The sequence below is a fragment of the Flavobacterium sp. 40-81 genome (assembly GCF_001898245.1).
Classification (GTDB): Bacteria; Bacteroidota; Bacteroidia; order Flavobacteriales; family Flavobacteriaceae; genus Flavobacterium; species Flavobacterium inviolabile.
In genome coordinates, this window is sequence record NZ_MKTM01000027.1 from 1 (window position 1) to 16559 (window position 16559).

10 protein-coding genes are annotated in these 16559 nt (G+C 39.1%); all 10 read right to left on the minus strand.

The features are described from left to right. Positions 1-4720 (minus strand): beta strand repeat-containing protein (locus BGO42_RS10035; RefSeq protein WP_286749164.1); only part of this gene is annotated, 4720 nt, incomplete at its 3' end. Between the two features lie 145 nt (positions 4721-4865). Beyond that, on the minus strand, positions 4866-5174 hold the full coding sequence (locus tag BGO42_RS10040) for a DUF3467 domain-containing protein (RefSeq protein WP_177729852.1): 309 nt from the start codon (positions 5172-5174) through the stop codon (positions 4866-4868). A gap of 5 nt (positions 5175-5179) precedes the next feature. Next, a complete protein-coding gene (gene rpoC, locus BGO42_RS10045) occupies positions 5180-9478 on the minus strand; it encodes a DNA-directed RNA polymerase subunit beta' (RefSeq protein WP_177729854.1) in 4299 nt (1432 codons plus the stop codon). A 69-nt stretch (positions 9479-9547) separates the two neighbouring features. Continuing rightward, positions 9548-13360, minus strand: coding sequence for a DNA-directed RNA polymerase subunit beta (gene rpoB / locus BGO42_RS10050; RefSeq protein ID WP_177729856.1), 3813 nt, complete (start codon positions 13358-13360; stop codon positions 9548-9550). Between the two features lie 260 nt (positions 13361-13620). After that, a complete protein-coding gene (rplL, locus tag BGO42_RS10055; RefSeq protein WP_177729858.1) occupies positions 13621-13989 on the minus strand; it encodes a 50S ribosomal protein L7/L12 in 369 nt (122 codons plus the stop codon). 63 nt (positions 13990-14052) lie between these two features. Then, complete coding sequence (rplJ, locus tag BGO42_RS10060) at positions 14053-14550, minus strand: 50S ribosomal protein L10 (protein ID WP_177729860.1); 498 nt, start codon at positions 14548-14550, stop codon at positions 14053-14055. Between the two features lie 22 nt (positions 14551-14572). Beyond that, the gene (gene rplA / locus BGO42_RS10065; RefSeq protein ID WP_177729863.1) at positions 14573-15262 is read right to left on the minus strand and encodes a 50S ribosomal protein L1; all 690 of its coding nucleotides are present in this window, start codon (positions 15260-15262) and stop codon (positions 14573-14575) included. A gap of 18 nt (positions 15263-15280) precedes the next feature. Next, the gene (gene rplK / locus BGO42_RS10070) at positions 15281-15718 is read right to left on the minus strand and encodes a 50S ribosomal protein L11 (protein WP_177729865.1); all 438 of its coding nucleotides are present in this window, start codon (positions 15716-15718) and stop codon (positions 15281-15283) included. A gap of 63 nt (positions 15719-15781) precedes the next feature. Next, the gene (gene nusG, locus BGO42_RS10075) at positions 15782-16333 is read right to left on the minus strand and encodes a transcription termination/antitermination protein NusG (RefSeq protein WP_177729867.1); all 552 of its coding nucleotides are present in this window, start codon (positions 16331-16333) and stop codon (positions 15782-15784) included. Positions 16334-16343: 10 nt separating this feature from the next. Next, on the minus strand, positions 16344-16544 hold the full coding sequence (secE, locus tag BGO42_RS10080) for a preprotein translocase subunit SecE (protein ID WP_177736087.1): 201 nt from the start codon (positions 16542-16544) through the stop codon (positions 16344-16346). Positions 16545-16559 lie beyond the last annotated feature (15 nt).

A 16559-nucleotide genomic window follows, 5' to 3' on the forward strand; every position in this document is an offset into this window, starting at 1 on the left:
TTGCCAAAGCATCTGTTGATGCCATCGCTGTACCTCCGGTTGGAACATTATACCATTGTACTCCCGTTCCTGTTGCTACCAATTGTGATACTGTTGCACTGTTACAGAATGTTTGTGCTGCTGCTACAGGTTCTGCAGTTGTATTTACGGTTACCTGAGCAACAGTAGAATAGTTTGCCTGTCCGTTTGCCACACAGGTTACCGCTAAACGATAGTATGTTGTTTGCGTAATTGTTGCTGTAGTCAAATCAGCATAAGTTGCTGTTGCTGTTCCCACATTTACCGGTGTTGTAAATGCCATATCTGTAGCAGATTGCCACTGATATGATGTGGTTTCACCAGTAGAGTAACCTGCTGCCTGAATTGTTGACGTTCCGGAAGTACAAATTGTAGTTACCGTAGCGGTAGCGGTACCGCCAACTGCTGCTGTACAAACCGGAGACGTAAATTCATCGGCTCCCATATCCGGTGTTGTAACATTTCTTGTATCGCCATCAATATCGGTAGTAATACCTGCAATTGGTGTTCCAAGGTTGTCTAAATAAACATTACTTGCCGGTACTAAATGTAAGTCTGTTAAAGAGGTATACACCGGTAAAACATTTTTAGCGTTTGTGTTGCCTCCGAAACCTGTTTGTAACGCTGCAAGATCTGCTCTGTCTGATACAATATACCCCAGATTCGTTCCTGTTGTATAATAGTTGTTATAATCTATTGCTGCAAAAACCGTATTGGCTGCTTCCGAATAAATCGCATAGCGTGCTCCGGTTTGTGTTTGCGTATTGCTAAAGATATTGTTTCGCAAGTTAATGGCTCCGGCTGCTGTAACCGTTGCTGTAACATTGATCGCTGCCGGTCTTCCTCCAATAGTCTGGTTAGTATTCATTGCCACTGTATTGTGGTAAACATTATAACCAGCTCCCTGGTTGATGATGATTCCGTATCCGTTATCGGCTACGCCACCACCCGCTGAATAGCCATAACTTGCCACATCACTGATGAAGTTATTATATACCGTAATGTTTGCCGCAGCGTTGTTGGAATTCAAATAGATTCCGTTACATCCATAACCAGTGGTATTGGTATTTTTAATATCGGATATTTTGTTGTTAAACACGGTTCCGTTAATTGCGTTTCCGCCAACAAGTATACCCGATGCTGTACTGGTTGTAGTTGTTGTTACTCCAAAAATCTGGTTTCCGGAAATCACAAATCCCTGTGCGTTTTGCACCGCTACTCCTCTAAAACCAAGTTTATCAACAGCAGTTGCAGATCCTATAACATTACCCGTAATCACAAATCCCTGATCCGGAGTCGTTGCATTTCCGATAGCGAAAATAGCATTCTGCATTTTGTTGAAGGTGTTATTAATAGATGCAAAACCGGTATTGGATGCTTCTGCAGCACCTCCTAAAGCAGTACCACTCACCACAATCCCTGCCACGGTTGTTGCCGGTGTGTTTCCGATGATTTTAAGGTTTTTGAATGTCGCATTCAATGCTCCGTTTGTAGCATCGGCACTCGCTACCCAAAGTACAACCCCTGCTGCATTGGTATTGGTGATTGTTAAATCACGGGTAGTTGTTCCGTTATTACTTCCGTCGATAGTTACATAATCTGCTCCTGCTATTTTAAGAATAGCCGTTGCATTAGATCCTGAAAATGCTGCTGTAACACCAGTTGCCGGTTTAATGGTCAACGTGTTTGTTGCACTGGCATCTGGATTGGAATTAATCGTAATCGGATAGGTTTCTCCCGTATAGGTTGCATCTGTTAATGAGAAGGTAACCGGACCGGATAAACATTTTGAGTTATAGTCTGCTACAGCCGCTGTTAACGTTGCATAGTTTCCAGAAGCTCCAACAGTATAAACACCACTTAAAGGGCTGTAAATATTGTATGTAAACGGTGTGGTTGGCGGCGTTGCTGCTGCCGGCGGATTAATTGTAAATCCTGCTGCACCTGCTGCCGGTAATACGGCCACATTTGGAGTTCCAGCATTATCCTGAGCCACAATATAATAGAAAACGGCATCTCCTAATACTGCTCCAGCACCAATTGTAAATTCATATTGTCCAGATCCTAGACTGGTCGCTACAGCTGCCGTATAGGTTCCTGCATTGATTTTCCAGTAGGCAACCGGTAAACCGGCACCTGTTGTTGGCACTCCGCTTCCGTCTGTAATTGTTGCTGTAATTACTTTACTACCCGGTACGCAAGAACCTGCTACTACCGTATGTACTATTGCCGGAGCTGTTATATCTGTTGGGATACCGGCAAATTCATCTGCTCCGATATCCGGAGTTGTTACATTTCTTACATCTCCGTCAAAATCATCCGTGATACCCGCTACCGGTGTACCACCATTTTCGATTTGTGTCGGTATTGTAGTATCGATGTGTAAGAAAGTAGCATTTGCGCCTGTTACGGAAACCCAGTTCGGATTTTCTGTTACAGATGAAGCATCTCTTGGTGCCACTCTGGCTTTAAAAGCTGCCAGGGTTGCATCGGTATTTGTTCCGTCTGTAAAAATTGTCGTTCCAAAATACAGGTTATTATTGGATACGGCATCATACGTTGTTAACGTTGTTGAAGATCTTCTGTAGGCTGCTGCAAGTCCCGCTCCGGTTGTTGCAGACTGGTTTACAAAAATATTGTTTCTGAAAGCTACTGTAGGCGTTGTTGAAACAGATACAGCGCTTGATCCGAATAATGCTCCGGTACTTGTTCCGTTTAAACGAACGGTGTTGAAGTTAACATTTACCGTTGTTCCTCCTGTAATGTTGATCCCGATCAAAGGGTTGGCTGCATTTGCAATCGGAGTTCTCAAGTCGCCTACAATATTGTTGTATAGTGACGTTGTTGTTCCACCAGACACTAAGATACCATTTACGGTTCCGGAAGCATTGTTTGCCTCAATATTGAAGATCTTGTTTTTATAAAGATTCTGTATGGTTCCTCCCGTTATGGAAATAGCAGAAACGGTTGCCGCTCCTGTTGTTGTTAAACCGCTGATGGTATTGTTAAAAAAGTTCTGGTTACCGGCAGCAGAAGTGATTCCTACGATACTGCCCGCAGTAGTAACATTTGTAATTGTATTTCCAGACACATTGTTTGTACCGCCAACCAAGCTGTACCCCGCATTCAATACGGTTGAAGCACCAGTTCCGTTGGTAATATTGTTAAATGTGTTGTTCGTTATTGTTTTTGCCGGATATCCCGCAGTTCCTCCATCGGCCGATCTGAAACCGCCTAATGTTGTTGCTCCGGTTAATGTAACATTTGAGAAATTATTTCCGGTATTGGTTTCTGAACCACTTGTAGTACTTCCGAAAGAGTCATAGAAGTACACGGTTCCACCCGCTCCGGTTTTACTAAAACCAGTAACAATGGCATTGTTGTTTACGATGGTTACCGCATCTGTAGGGTGGGTTACATTATTACTGATAAACGTAAATCCAGCGGTTGTGTTTACCGATAAGTTCGTAAAAGTATTGTTGTTGATGTTTGTATTTAATGTAGTAGCGGCATTAATAATCAAAGTTATTGCTGCCGTTCCTGCTACTGTGTGTCCAAATGTATTGAAGTCGTTGTTATTGATATTCAATGTTGTGGTAGCACTTACCGTAGTTGCCTCATTGGATATCCCAAACATCGTTCCGCCGGCAGCAGCGCTGCGTAAGGATACTGTATTGTTATTGATTGTATTCACAATAACACCGGTTGGTGCGTTATTGAAAGCTGGTACAAAGATTCCTCTTAGGGTTCCTGCCGTAACGCCTCCGTTTGAACTGGCTACATTGTTATAAGAAATATTAAAATTCTTGGTATTTCTTACCAGGATACCGTTAACCGATCCGGAAACATTCGAATAACCGGAAAAGGTTCCCGTTGTTCCAAAGTTTGTTATCGTGTTCCCTGTTGCCAGTGCTGTTCCTCCAATATCCAATCCGGTATTGTGATCAGCCGCCGCTGTTGGTCCCACATATACGATTCCGATGTTTACATCAGTTATCGTATTGCCATAGATTTTCAGGTTGTGATTTCCTCCGTTAGCTCCCGTTGCTGTAGCTGCTGTTGTAACGGTAGTACCCGAGTGGACAGAGTTACTGTAAATACCGAAGGTATTTTGATAAGTACGGTTTAAATCGATAGTATTGTTCAGGATGGTGTTATTCTGCGCACCATTTGTAGTAGAGGCATACAGCAACGCAACACCCCATTCGGTCATGTTGTTCGTTCCTGCTGCCGCTGTTGAATTGGCTGCATTTTCCTGCATTGTAAAGCCCTGGATCGTAACCCAGTCTGCTCCTACTAATTTAAAAATAGCATCATTTAAAGCTCCCGACGTTTGAGGTGTTGGTGCTGTAATTGTGCTGGTACTTCCTACTATTGTAATTGTATTTACCGCTGTTCCTTCAGCTGTAATGACATAACCGCCCGCAGGTGCCGTTTCATTTCCGGAGAGTGTTATCACGACCGGTCCCGAAATAGTTGCTGCGTTCAATGCCGTAATAGCCGAAGCCAGGTTCGGATATGTGGCACTTAAACCCGATCCGCCGTTTGTAGCTACCTGTGCGTTGGCTACAAAGACCGATACAAATAAAAAGAACATTAAACATATATGTTTAATGTTCTTCGACCATGCAAATTGATGGGCATCGCTGTTTTTAAGCAACGCTTTACTTTCGCTGCCTAATGAATAGTAATTTTTATTCATATGAAATTATTTAGTCGGTTAAATTACTAAATTTTTCATCATACAATAAAAAAACTATAAAAATTTTAAAGATTTAACAATTTAATATTTTGGCGGTTAAAATATTCACAAATAAAAAAAGCCTCTCATAATGAGAGGCTTTTTATTAAGCTTGACCTGTTGGTCCGAAATTTAAAGGTATCGAAGGCAATTCTGCCTCTTTGATTTCACCATGAGCTGCTTCAAACCGTGTTATGTTTTCTGCTAAAGCTCCTAATAAACGTTTTGCATGCTGCGGAGTAAGTATAATTCTGGATTTTACTTTTGCTTTTGGCACTCCCGGCATAATGTTCACAAAATCAATTACGAATTCTGTGTTGGAATGATTGATGATTGCCAGATTGGAGTAAATCCCGTCGGCTACCTGCTCATCCAATTCAATATTGATTTGTCCTTGCTGTTTATTATCACTCATGATTCTTAGTAATTAAATTCTTCTTTTGCAGCCATTAATTCGTTGAATTCTTCTTTAGAACCTACAATAATATTATCGTAATCTCTCATACCTGTACCAGCAGGGATTCTGTGACCCACAATAACATTTTCTTTCAATCCTTCTAATCCGTCAACTTTACCAGCTACAGCTGCTTCATTCAATACTTTCGTTGTTTCCTGGAACGATGCTGCCGAGATAAACGATTTCGTTTGTAATGACGCTCTTGTAATACCCTGAAGAATCGGAGTAGCCGTTGCCGGAACCACATCTCTTGCAACTACAAGGTTTCTGTCATTTCTCTTCAGTAAAGAGTTTTCATCTCTTAATTCTCTTGGCGATATGATCTGACCTGCTTTCAGGTTATCAGAATCACCCGCATCTTCCACAACTTTCATTCCGTATAATTTATCATTTTCAACGATAAAGTCACTTGTATGAGCCAACTGATCTTCTAAGAATAGTGTATCACCCGGATCCTGGATTTGAACTTTACGCATCATCTGACGAATTACAACTTCAAAGTGCTTGTCATTAATTTTTACCCCTTGTAAACGGTACACTTCCTGAATTTCATTTACCAAGTACTGTTGTACAGCAGATGGTCCCTGGATTCTTAAGATATCATCCGGAGTAATTGCTCCGTCAGATAGTGGCATACCTGCTCTTACGTAGTCATTTTCCTGAACTAAGATCTGGTTTGAAAGTTTAACTAAGTATTTCTTAATCTCACCAAATTTAGATTCTACAACGATCTCACGGTTACCTCTTTTGATTTTTCCAAAAGATACTACACCGTCAATCTCAGATACTACAGCCGGGTTTGAAGGATTACGAGCTTCTAACAACTCGGTAATTCTTGGTAAACCTCCTGTAATATCCCCTGCTTTTGAAGAACGACGAGGGATTTTTACTAAAATCTTACCTGCTTTAATTTTCTCTCCGTCATCAACCATAAGGTGGGCACCCACCGGTAAGTTGTAAGAACGGATTAATTCTCCGTCTTTTCCGTAGATTAATAAAGTAGGAATTAATTTTTTATTTCTGGCTTCAGAGATTACTTTTTCCTGGAATCCGGTTTGCTCATCGATTTCAACCATGAACGATTGTCCCTGTTCGATATCTTCGTAAGCCACCTTACCTGTAAATTCTGAAATAATTACACCATTATACGGGTCCCATTTACAGATTGTAGTTCCTTTATCTACTACTTCACCATCTTTAACAAAGATGCTTGATCCGTAAGGGATATTATGTGTATTTAATACAATTCCTGTTGTTTCGTCTACTAATTTTAATTCTGTTGAACGGGAAATTACAATATCGATAGCATTACCTTCATTGTCTTCTCCTTTAACAGTTTTTAAATCTTCGATTTCAAGTCTTCCTTTGAATTTCGTAATGATACTTGATTCTTCAGAAATGTTACCTGCTGTACCCCCAACGTGGAATGTACGTAGTGTTAACTGTGTACCCGGCTCACCAATAGACTGTGCTGCAATAACTCCTACTGCTTCACCTCTCTGGGTCATTTTACCTGTTGCCAGGTTACGTCCGTAACATTTTGCACAGATACCTTTTCCAGCTTCACAAGTTAACGGAGAACGAACGTCTACTCTTTCAATTGGAGAAGCGTCAATAGCTTTAACGATAGCTTCTGTAATTTCATCACCTGCGTGAACTAAAATTTCGCTGGTTAAAGGATTGATTACATCTTGTAACGCAACACGTCCTAAGATTCTTTCTCCTAAAGTTTCAACAACTTCCTCATTCTTTTTCAATGCTGATACTTCAACACCTCTTAAAGTACCACAATCTACAGAGTTTACAATAACATCCTGAGAAACGTCATGTAATCTTCTGGTTAAGTACCCGGCATCTGCCGTTTTAAGAGCCGTATCCGCAAGACCTTTACGAGCACCGTGAGTAGAAATAAAGTATTCTAAAATTGAAAGTCCTTCTTTAAAGTTCGATAAAATCGGGTTTTCAATAATTTCACCACCACCAGCGGTTGATTTTTTAGGCTTAGCCATCAAACCACGCATACCGGTTAACTGACGAATCTGTTCTTTAGATCCCCTCGCTCCAGAGTCAAGCATCATATACACCGAGTTGAATCCTTGCTGGTCTTCTCTAATGTTTTTCATCGCTAATTCTGTAAGCAATGCATTGGTTGAAGTCCAAACGTCAATAACCTGGTTGTAACGCTCATTATTAGTAATAAGACCCATGTTATAGTTCATCGAAATCGCTTCAACCTGACCGTTTGCATCCGCAATAAGGTCTTGTTTCTGATCTGGAATTTTGATATCCCCTAAAGAGAAAGAAAGTCCTCCTCTGAAAGCGAAACGGTATCCCATATCTTTCATATTATCCAAGAAGGCAGCAGTAGTAGGTACATTGGTAACACTTAAAATTTTACCAATAATATCTCTTAAGGACTTCTTCGTTAATACTTCATTTATATAACCAGCTGCTTCCGGTACTACTTCGTTAAATAATACTCTACCTGCAGTAGTCTGGATAATTTTATATACTAATTCTCCGTTTTCATTAAAGTCTTTTGCTCTGATTTTAACACGGGCATTCAACTCTAATTTCCCTTCATTCAAAGCAATATTTACTTCTTCTGCCGAGTAAAAAGTCAGGCCTTCACCTAAAATTTTATGATCCGGAGTAGACAAACGTTCTTTGGTCATGTAATACAGACCCAAAACCATGTCCTGAGAAGGTACCGTGATTGGCGCACCATTTGCAGGGTTCAAGATATTGTGTGAAGCCAACATTAATAATTGTGCTTCCAAAATAGCTTCCGGTCCTAATGGTAAGTGAACCGCCATCTGGTCACCATCGAAATCGGCATTAAACGCCGTACACACTAACGGGTGTAACTGGATCGCTTTACCTTCAATCAATTTTGGCTGGAATGCCTGGATACCTAATCTGTGCAAAGTAGGAGCACGGTTTAGCAGTACCGGGTGTCCTTTAATTACGTTTTCAAGGATATCCCAAACTACCGGCTCTTTTTTGTCGATAATTTTCTTAGCCGACTTCACTGTTTTAACAATTCCTCTTTCGATTAATTTACGAATAACGAATGGTTTGTACAGTTCCGCAGCCATATCTTTAGGCAGACCACATTCGAACAATTTCATTTCCGGTCCAACAACAATTACCGAACGGGCAGAATAATCCACACGTTTACCTAATAAGTTCTGACGGAAACGACCTTGCTTACCTTTTAAGGAATCCGAAAGGGATTTTAATGGTCTGTTTGATTCTGTTTTAACAGCAGAAGCTTTTCTTGTGTTATCGAATAACGAGTCTACAGATTCCTGTAACATACGTTTTTCGTTTCTTAAGATTACTTCCGGAGCTTTAATTTCCATTAATCGTTTTAAACGGTTGTTACGGATGATTACTCTTCGGTACAAATCATTTAAATCCGATGTTGCGAAACGACCTCCATCAAGCGGCACTAACGGACGTAATTCCGGCGGAATAACCGGGATTACTTTTAAAATCATCCATTCCGGACGGTTTTCTCTGTTATTGTTTGCTTCACGGAACGATTCTACAACCTGAAGTCTTTTTAAAGCTTCTGTTTTACGTTGTTTTGATGTTTCATTATTAGCAGCGTGACGCAGGTCGTAAGACAAAGCATCTAAATCTGTACGTGCCAATAAATCCATAATACATTCCGCACCCATCTTAGCGATGAATTTATTCGGATCTGTATCATCTAAATATTGATTCTCCATCGGAAGGGTATCTAAAATATTCAAATACTCTTCTTCAGTTAAGAAGTCTAATCGGTTTAAAGTTTCTCCTTCTGGATTTTTAGCAATACCCGGTTGAATTACTACATATCTTTCGTAGTAAATAATCATGTCTAATTTCTTAGACGGCAAGCCTAGAATGTAACCAATTTTGTTTGGAAGGGAACGGAAATACCAGATATGAGCGATAGGCACCACCAAATTGATGTGTCCAACTCTGTCTCTACGTACTTTTTTCTCCGTAACTTCAACTCCACAACGGTCACAAACGATTCCTTTATAACGGATTCTTTTGTATTTACCACAAGCACATTCGAAATCTTTTACTGGACCGAAAATTCTTTCGCAGAAAAGACCGTCACGCTCTGGTTTGTGTGTACGATAGTTGATGGTTTCCGGTTTTAAAACCTCACCTCTTGATTCTGCCAGAATGGATTCCGGGGAAGCAAGTCCTATCGAAATTTTGTTAAATCTTTTAACGGTATTTTTATCTTTTAATCTCGTCATGATATGAATACTATCGATTTATTAAAAACGCTATAAAAGGGAGCAATCAAAGATTACTCCCGTGTGAATTTATTCTTCTAATCTGATGTCTAATCCAAGACCTTTCAATTCATGCATTAATACATTGAATGATTCCGGTAATCCTGGTTCCGGCATAGTTTCTCCCTTAACGATAGCTTCGTAAGTTTTCGCTCTACCAATAACGTCATCCGATTTAACAGTCAAGATTTCTCTTAGTGTACTTGATGCTCCATAAGCCTCAAGAGCCCAAACCTCCATCTCTCCAAAACGCTGACCACCGAATTGTGCTTTACCTCCTAATGGCTGTTGCGTAATTAATGAGTATGGACCGATAGAACGTGCGTGCATTTTATCATCAACCATGTGTCCTAATTTCAACATGTAGATGATACCTACAGTCGCCGGCTGGTGGAAACGGTCTCCTGTTCCTCCGTCATACAGGTAAGTATGACCGAATCTAGGAATACCTGCTTCGTCTGTTAAAGCATTGATTTGCTCTAAAGAAGCTCCATCAAAAATTGGCGTTGCAAATTTCTTACCTAGTTTCTGACCTGCCCATCCAAGAACAGTTTCATAAATCTGCCCGATGTTCATACGCGATGGTACACCAAGTGGATTCAATACGATATCTACAGGAGTTCCGTCTTCTAAGAAAGGCATGTCTTCGTGACGAACAATTTTCGCAACGATACCTTTATTTCCGTGACGTCCCGCCATTTTATCCCCAACTTTCAGTTTACGTTTCTTAGCGATATAAACTTTAGCCAGTTTTAAAATTCCTGATGGTAATTCATCTCCAACAGTGATTGTAAATTTCTCTCTTCTCAATGCTCCCTGAAGGTCATTCAACTTAATTTTATAGTTGTGGATCAGGTCGTTCACCATTGCATTGGTTTCATCGTCTGTAGTCCACTGTCCTTTTGTTAAGTGTGCGAAATCTTCAACAGCATACAACATTTTTTGAGAGTATTTTTTACCTTTTGGCAATACTTCTTCTCCCAAATCATTCATAACACCCTGAGATGTTTTTCCATTCACGATATCAAACAATTTCTCTACCAATCTGTCTTTCAATTCATTGAATTTCACTTCAAATTGTGTTTCTAAAACTGCTAAATCATCTTTATCTTTAGAACGTTTACGTTTATCTTTAACCGCTCTTGCGAATAATTTTTTATCTAAAACCACACCGTGTAATGAAGGAGACGCTTTTAATGAAGCATCTTTAACATCACCTGCTTTATCCCCGAAGATCGCTCTTAATAATTTCTCTTCCGGAGTAGGATCTGATTCTCCTTTTGGTGTAATTTTTCCGATTAGAATGTCGCCAGGTTTTACCTCTGCACCAATTCTAATCATACCGTTTTCATCTAAATCTTTAGTTGCCTCTTCACTTACGTTAGGGATATCATTCGTTAACTCTTCGTTACCTAATTTTGTATCTCTTACTTCCAGTGAATAGTCATCCACGTGAATGGATGTAAAGATGTCATCACGAACAACTTTTTCAGAAATTACAATCGCATCCTCGAAGTTATACCCTTTCCAAGGCATGAAGGCAACTTTAAGGTTTCTACCTAAAGCCAGCTCTCCGTTTTGCGTTGCATAACCTTCACAAAGTACCTGTCCTTTTGCAACTCTGTCTCCTCTTCTTACGATTGGTTTCAGGTTGATAGAAGTACTCTGGTTGGTTTTTCTGAATTTGATTAACTGGTATGTTTTTTCATCCGGATCGAAACTAACTGCTCTTTCCGCATCGGTTCTGTCGTATTTGATGGTAATCATGTTCGCATCAACATATTCAACAGTTCCGCTACCTTCAGCATTGATCAGTACTCTGGAATCAGACGCCACCTGACGCTCTAATCCTGTACCAACAATTGGTGCTTCCGGACGCAATAATGGAACTGCCTGACGCATCATGTTTGATCCCATCAATGCACGGTTCGCATCATCGTGCTCCAAGAACGGAATTAATGAAGCCGAAATGGATGCAATCTGGTTTGGCGCAACGTCTGTATAATCTACAACTCCTGGCTCAACCACAGGGAAATCTCCTTCTTCACGAGCAATAACTCTGTCAGCGGTGATGGTTCCGTTTTCATCCATATCAATGTTTGCCTGAGCAATCATTTTTCCTTCTTCTTCTTCTGCACTTAAATAGATCGGAGTAGAAACCAAATCCACTTTACCTTCCGTTACTTTACGGTAAGGAGTTTCAATGAATCCCATTCCATTCACTTTTGCATATACTCCAAGAGATGAAATCAAACCAATGTTTGGTCCCTCCGGTGTTTCAATAGGACATAAACGTCCGTAGTGTGTATAGTGAACGTCACGTACCTCGAATCCGGCTCTTTCTCTGGAAAGACCTCCTGGTCCAAGGGCAGACAATCTTCTTTTGTGTGTAATCTCGGCCAGTGGATTCGTTTGGTCCATGAACTGAGATAACTGGTTGGTTCCAAAGAAAGAGTTGATTACTGATGACAATGTTTTGGCATTGATCAAATCAATTGGTGTAAACACCTCGTTATCTCTAACGTTCATTCTTTCTCTGATTGTTCTTGCCATACGGGCAAGTCCTACACCAAATTGTGCCGACAATTGTTCTCCAACTGTTCTAACACGACGGTTTGATAAGTGATCGATATCATCAATCTCTGCTTTAGAGTTGATCAATTCGATTAAATATTTTACGATTGTAATGATATCCTCTTTGGTCAAAACCTGTTTTTCCATTGGGATATCCAAACCTAATTTTTTATTCATTCTGTAACGACCAACTTCACCTAAGTTGTAACGTTGATCGGAGAAGAATAATTTATCGATAATACCACGAGCCGTTTCCTCATCAGGCGGTTCTGCGTTACGCAACTGACGGTAAATGTGCTCTACAGCTTCTTTTTCTGAGTTTGTCGGGTCTTTTTGTAATGTATTGTGGATAATAGCGTAATCAGCCTGATTGTTATCTTCTTTGTGTAACAAAATAGCTTTAACGTTCGCATCAATAATTTCCTCTACATTGTCTTTATCTAAAATCGTATCACGATCCAAGATAATTTCATTACGTTCAATTGATACTACTTCTCCAGTATCCTCATCAACGAAATCTTCATGCCAGGTGTTCAGAACACGCGCAGCAAGTCTTCTTCCGATGTACTTTTTAAGACCTGTTTTAGAAACTTTGATTTCTTCTGCAAGGTCAAAAATCTCTAGAATATCTTTATCTCTTTCAAATCCGATAGCACGGAAAAGAGTTGTTACCGGTAATTTTTTCTTTCTATCGATATAAGCATACATAACGCTATTGATATCGGTAGCAAATTCAATCCAAGATCCTTTAAAAGGAATTACTCTGGCAGAGTATAATTTTGTACCATTCGCATGGAAAGATTGTCCGAAGAATACACCCGGTGAACGGTGTAACTGAGATACTACAACACGCTCGGCACCGTTGATAACGAAAGTACCGCTTGGTGTCATGTATGGTATTGTACCTAAATATACATCCTGAACAATTGTTTCAAAATCTTCATGTTCCGGGTCTGTACAATACAGTTTTAAACGTGCTTTTAAAGGCACACTGTACGTCAACCCTCTGTCAATACATTCTTCAATTGTATAACGTGGTGGATCAACAAAGTAATCAAGGAATTCCAATACAAACTGATTTCTTGTATCTGTAATTGGGAAGTTTTCCATGAAGGTATTATAAAGACCTTCGTTGCCTCTTTCGTCAGATTTAGTTTCCAATTGGAAGAAATCTTTAAAAGATTTTACCTGAATATCTAAAAAATCCGGGTAATCAGGGATGTTTTTCGTCGAGGCGAAATTTAATCTTTCAGTCTGATTTGTTAACATCAATGGACAAAATTTTGATTAAAAAAAAGTAATTTTGTGTAAATACACAGTCGAATTGTACTTTCTTTTTATAAGCGATACATCTCTGAAAATGAACAGAAAGTTATATTTCATTTTCTTTCTTCGTAGCGATTAAAAAGGGTCGTATTTCGAACTATTGCAGGTTTGAACATACAATAAATTCATTATACGCAAAATGGTTTAGGCCTTTGAGAGATCTTCTCAAGGCCTAAACCTAGCTTTTTATACTAAAGCTTAGCTTATTTAAGCTCAACTACAGCTCCAGCTTCTTCTAAAGATTTTTTAAGACCTTCAGCCTCATCTTTAGAAACACCTTCTTTAACGTTAGAAGGAGCACCGTCTACTAAGTCTTTAGCTTCTTTAAGACCTAAACCAGTTAATTCTTTAACAGCTTTAACTACAGCTAATTTAGAAGCACCAGCATCTTTCAATACTACTGTGAATTCAGTTTGCTCTTCAACAGCAGCAGCTTCTCCACCACCTGATATAACTACAGCAGCAGCTGCAGGCTCAATTCCGTAATCGTCTTTTAATATAGTTGCTAATTCGTTAACTTCTTTAACTGTTAAGTTAACTAATTGTTCTGCGAATTGTTTCAAATCTGCCATTTTTTCTATCTTTTAAAATGATTTGTAAAATTATAATTTATTATGTGCGTTCGTATTGAAATACTACTCCGCTCCTTCTTCGTCCTTAAATTGGTTTTGAAGAGCAGAGATAACTCTCTGTGCCGGAGACTGAAGTAATCCGATGATTTCTCCGATAACTTCTTCTTTAGATTTAAGAGATGCTAATGAATCAAGTAAGTTATCTCCAATGTAGATCTCTTCGTTGATATAAGCACCTTTTAATAAAGGCTTATCAGATTTTTTACGGAATTCTTTGATAATTTTTGCAGGTGCGTTAGCGATGTCTGCAATTAAAATAGAAGTGTTTCCTTTTAAAACTGTTGGTAATTCACCATAGTTGTTATCAGAAGCTTCCATAGCTTTTTCAAGCAAGGTGTTCTTAACAACTTCTAATTTAATACCAGCTTTAAAACAAGCTCTTCTTAAGTTTGAAGTAGTTTCTGCATTTAATCCAGAAATATCTGCTACATAAACAATATTAGTACCAGCTAACTGTGCAGTTAAATCTTCAATCGCGATTGATTTTTCTTCTCTAGTCATACTAAAAATTTTTAACTACCAATTATACTGCTTTAGGATCTAAAGCAATAGCAGGACTCATTGTAGATGAGATGTGGATACTCTTAATATAAGTACCTTTCGCTGCAGTTGGTTTTAATTTGATTAACGTTTGAATAATTTCGTGAGCATTCTCCGTAATTTTCTCAGCTTCGAAAGAAACTTTTCCAATTCCAGCGTGAACGATACCAGTTTTGTCAACTTTAAAGTCAATTTTACCAGCTTTCACTTCTTGAACAGCTTTAGCAACATCCATAGTTACAGTTCCTGTTTTAGGGTTTGGCATTAAACCTCTAGGTCCTAAAATACGACCTAACGGACCTAATTTACCCATAACAGCAGGCATCGTGATGATTACATCAACATCTGTCCAACCGTCTTTTATTTTTTGTAAATAGTCATCTAATCCTACGTGATCAGCACCAGCAGCTTTCGCTTCTGCTTCTTTATCCGGAGTAACTAATGCTAAAACTCGAACATCCTTACCTGTACCGTGTGGTAAAGTAACAACACCTCTTACCATTTGATTCGCTTTTCTTGGATCTACACCCAAACGAACTGCGATATCAACAGACTCATCAAATTTTGCAGAAGATACGGTTTTGATTAAAGCAGATGCTTCTTTCAAGCTGTACAATTTGTTCTTCTCAATTTTTGAAGCAGCCTCTTTTTGCTTTTTTGTTAATTTTGCCATGTCTTTTTCTTTTTACGATTAAAAAGGAGCATTCCCAGTTACAGTTATACCCATAGATCTAGCTGTTCCAGCTACCATACTCATTGCTTTTTCAATTGTAAAAGCATTAAGATCCGGCATTTTGTCTTCAGCAATAGTTCTAATTTGATCCCAAGTAACGTTTGCTACTTTCTTACGGTTAGGTTCACCTGAACCAGACTTTAATTTTGCTGCCTCTAATAATTGAATTGCAGCAGGTGGCGTTTTAACAACAAAGTCAAAAGACTTGTCTTTATACACAGTAATTTGTACTGGTAAAACTTTGCCAGGTTTATCTTGTGTTCTAGCATTGAACTGCTTACAGAACTCCATGATGTTAACCCCAGCAGCCCCCAAAGCAGGTCCAACCGGTGGCGACGGATTCGCAGCACCTCCCTTAACTTGTAGTTTAACTACTTTACTAATTTCTTTTGCCATTTTTAAAAAATTTAGCACATCTTCATTGGAAGCGAATGATGTGGTTTATGTATGTAACAAAAATTATACTTTTTCAACTTGCATAAAACTCAATTCCAAAGGTGTTTTTCTTCCGAAAATTTTCACCATTACTTCAAGTTTACGCTTTTCTTCATTTACCTTCTCAACAGTTCCATTGAAACCATTGAAAGGTCCGTCAATAACTTTAACCGTTTCACCAACTGCATACGGAATAGCTGCATTATCTGTTTTAACAGACAATTCATCTACTTTACCTAACATTCGGTTTACTTCCGATTGTCTTAACGGAACTGCGTCACCTCCTTTAGTTTCCCCTAAGAAACCAATAACACCGGTTATTGATTTAATGATATGAGGAATCTCTCCTGTAAGGTTTGCTTCAACCATTACATATCCAGGAAAGTACACACGATCTTTACTGATTTTTTTCCCGTCACGAACCTGTACCACCTTTTCAGTCGGAACAAGTACCTGCGAGATATAATCACCCATACCGAGACGATTGATCTCAGTCTCAATATAGTTTTTAACTTTATTTTCCTGACCGCTAACCGCTCTAACTACATACCACTTTTTGACACTATTATCAGTCATATCAAAAAAATTAAGCCTTTTTTAATAAATTAAAGAATCCACCAAGAATCTTAGCGAAGACTACATCAACTCCCCATGTTGCCAATGCGAATAAAATCGAAAAAATAGCAACAACAATAGTTAAACGTTGTACCTCAGACCATTGTGGCCAAGTCACATTTGATTTTAGTTCTTCAAATGCTTCTGATATGTAATTAACAACTTTTGTCATCATATTCTGTTTTTG

Coding starts and splice junctions, on each gene's coding strand:
- BGO42_RS10040 (WP_177729852.1), bottom strand. CDS start 5,174: ATGAGTGATAATAAACAGCAAGGACAAATCAATATTGAATTGGATGAG.
- rpoC (WP_177729854.1), bottom strand. CDS start 9,478: ATGACGAGATTAAAAGATAAAAATACCGTTAAAAGATTTAACAAAATT.
- rpoB (WP_177729856.1), bottom strand. CDS start 13,360: ATGTTAACAAATCAGACTGAAAGATTAAATTTCGCCTCGACGAAAAAC.
- rplL (WP_177729858.1), bottom strand. CDS start 13,989: ATGGCAGATTTGAAACAATTCGCAGAACAATTAGTTAACTTAACAGTT.
- rplJ (WP_177729860.1), bottom strand. CDS start 14,550: ATGACTAGAGAAGAAAAATCAATCGCGATTGAAGATTTAACTGCACAG.
- rplA (WP_177729863.1), bottom strand. CDS start 15,262: ATGGCAAAATTAACAAAAAAGCAAAAAGAGGCTGCTTCAAAAATTGAG.
- rplK (WP_177729865.1), bottom strand. CDS start 15,718: ATGGCAAAAGAAATTAGTAAAGTAGTTAAACTACAAGTTAAGGGAGGT.
- nusG (WP_177729867.1), bottom strand. CDS start 16,333: ATGACTGATAATAGTGTCAAAAAGTGGTATGTAGTTAGAGCGGTTAGC.
- secE (WP_177736087.1), bottom strand. CDS start 16,544: ATGACAAAAGTTGTTAATTACATATCAGAAGCATTTGAAGAACTAAAA.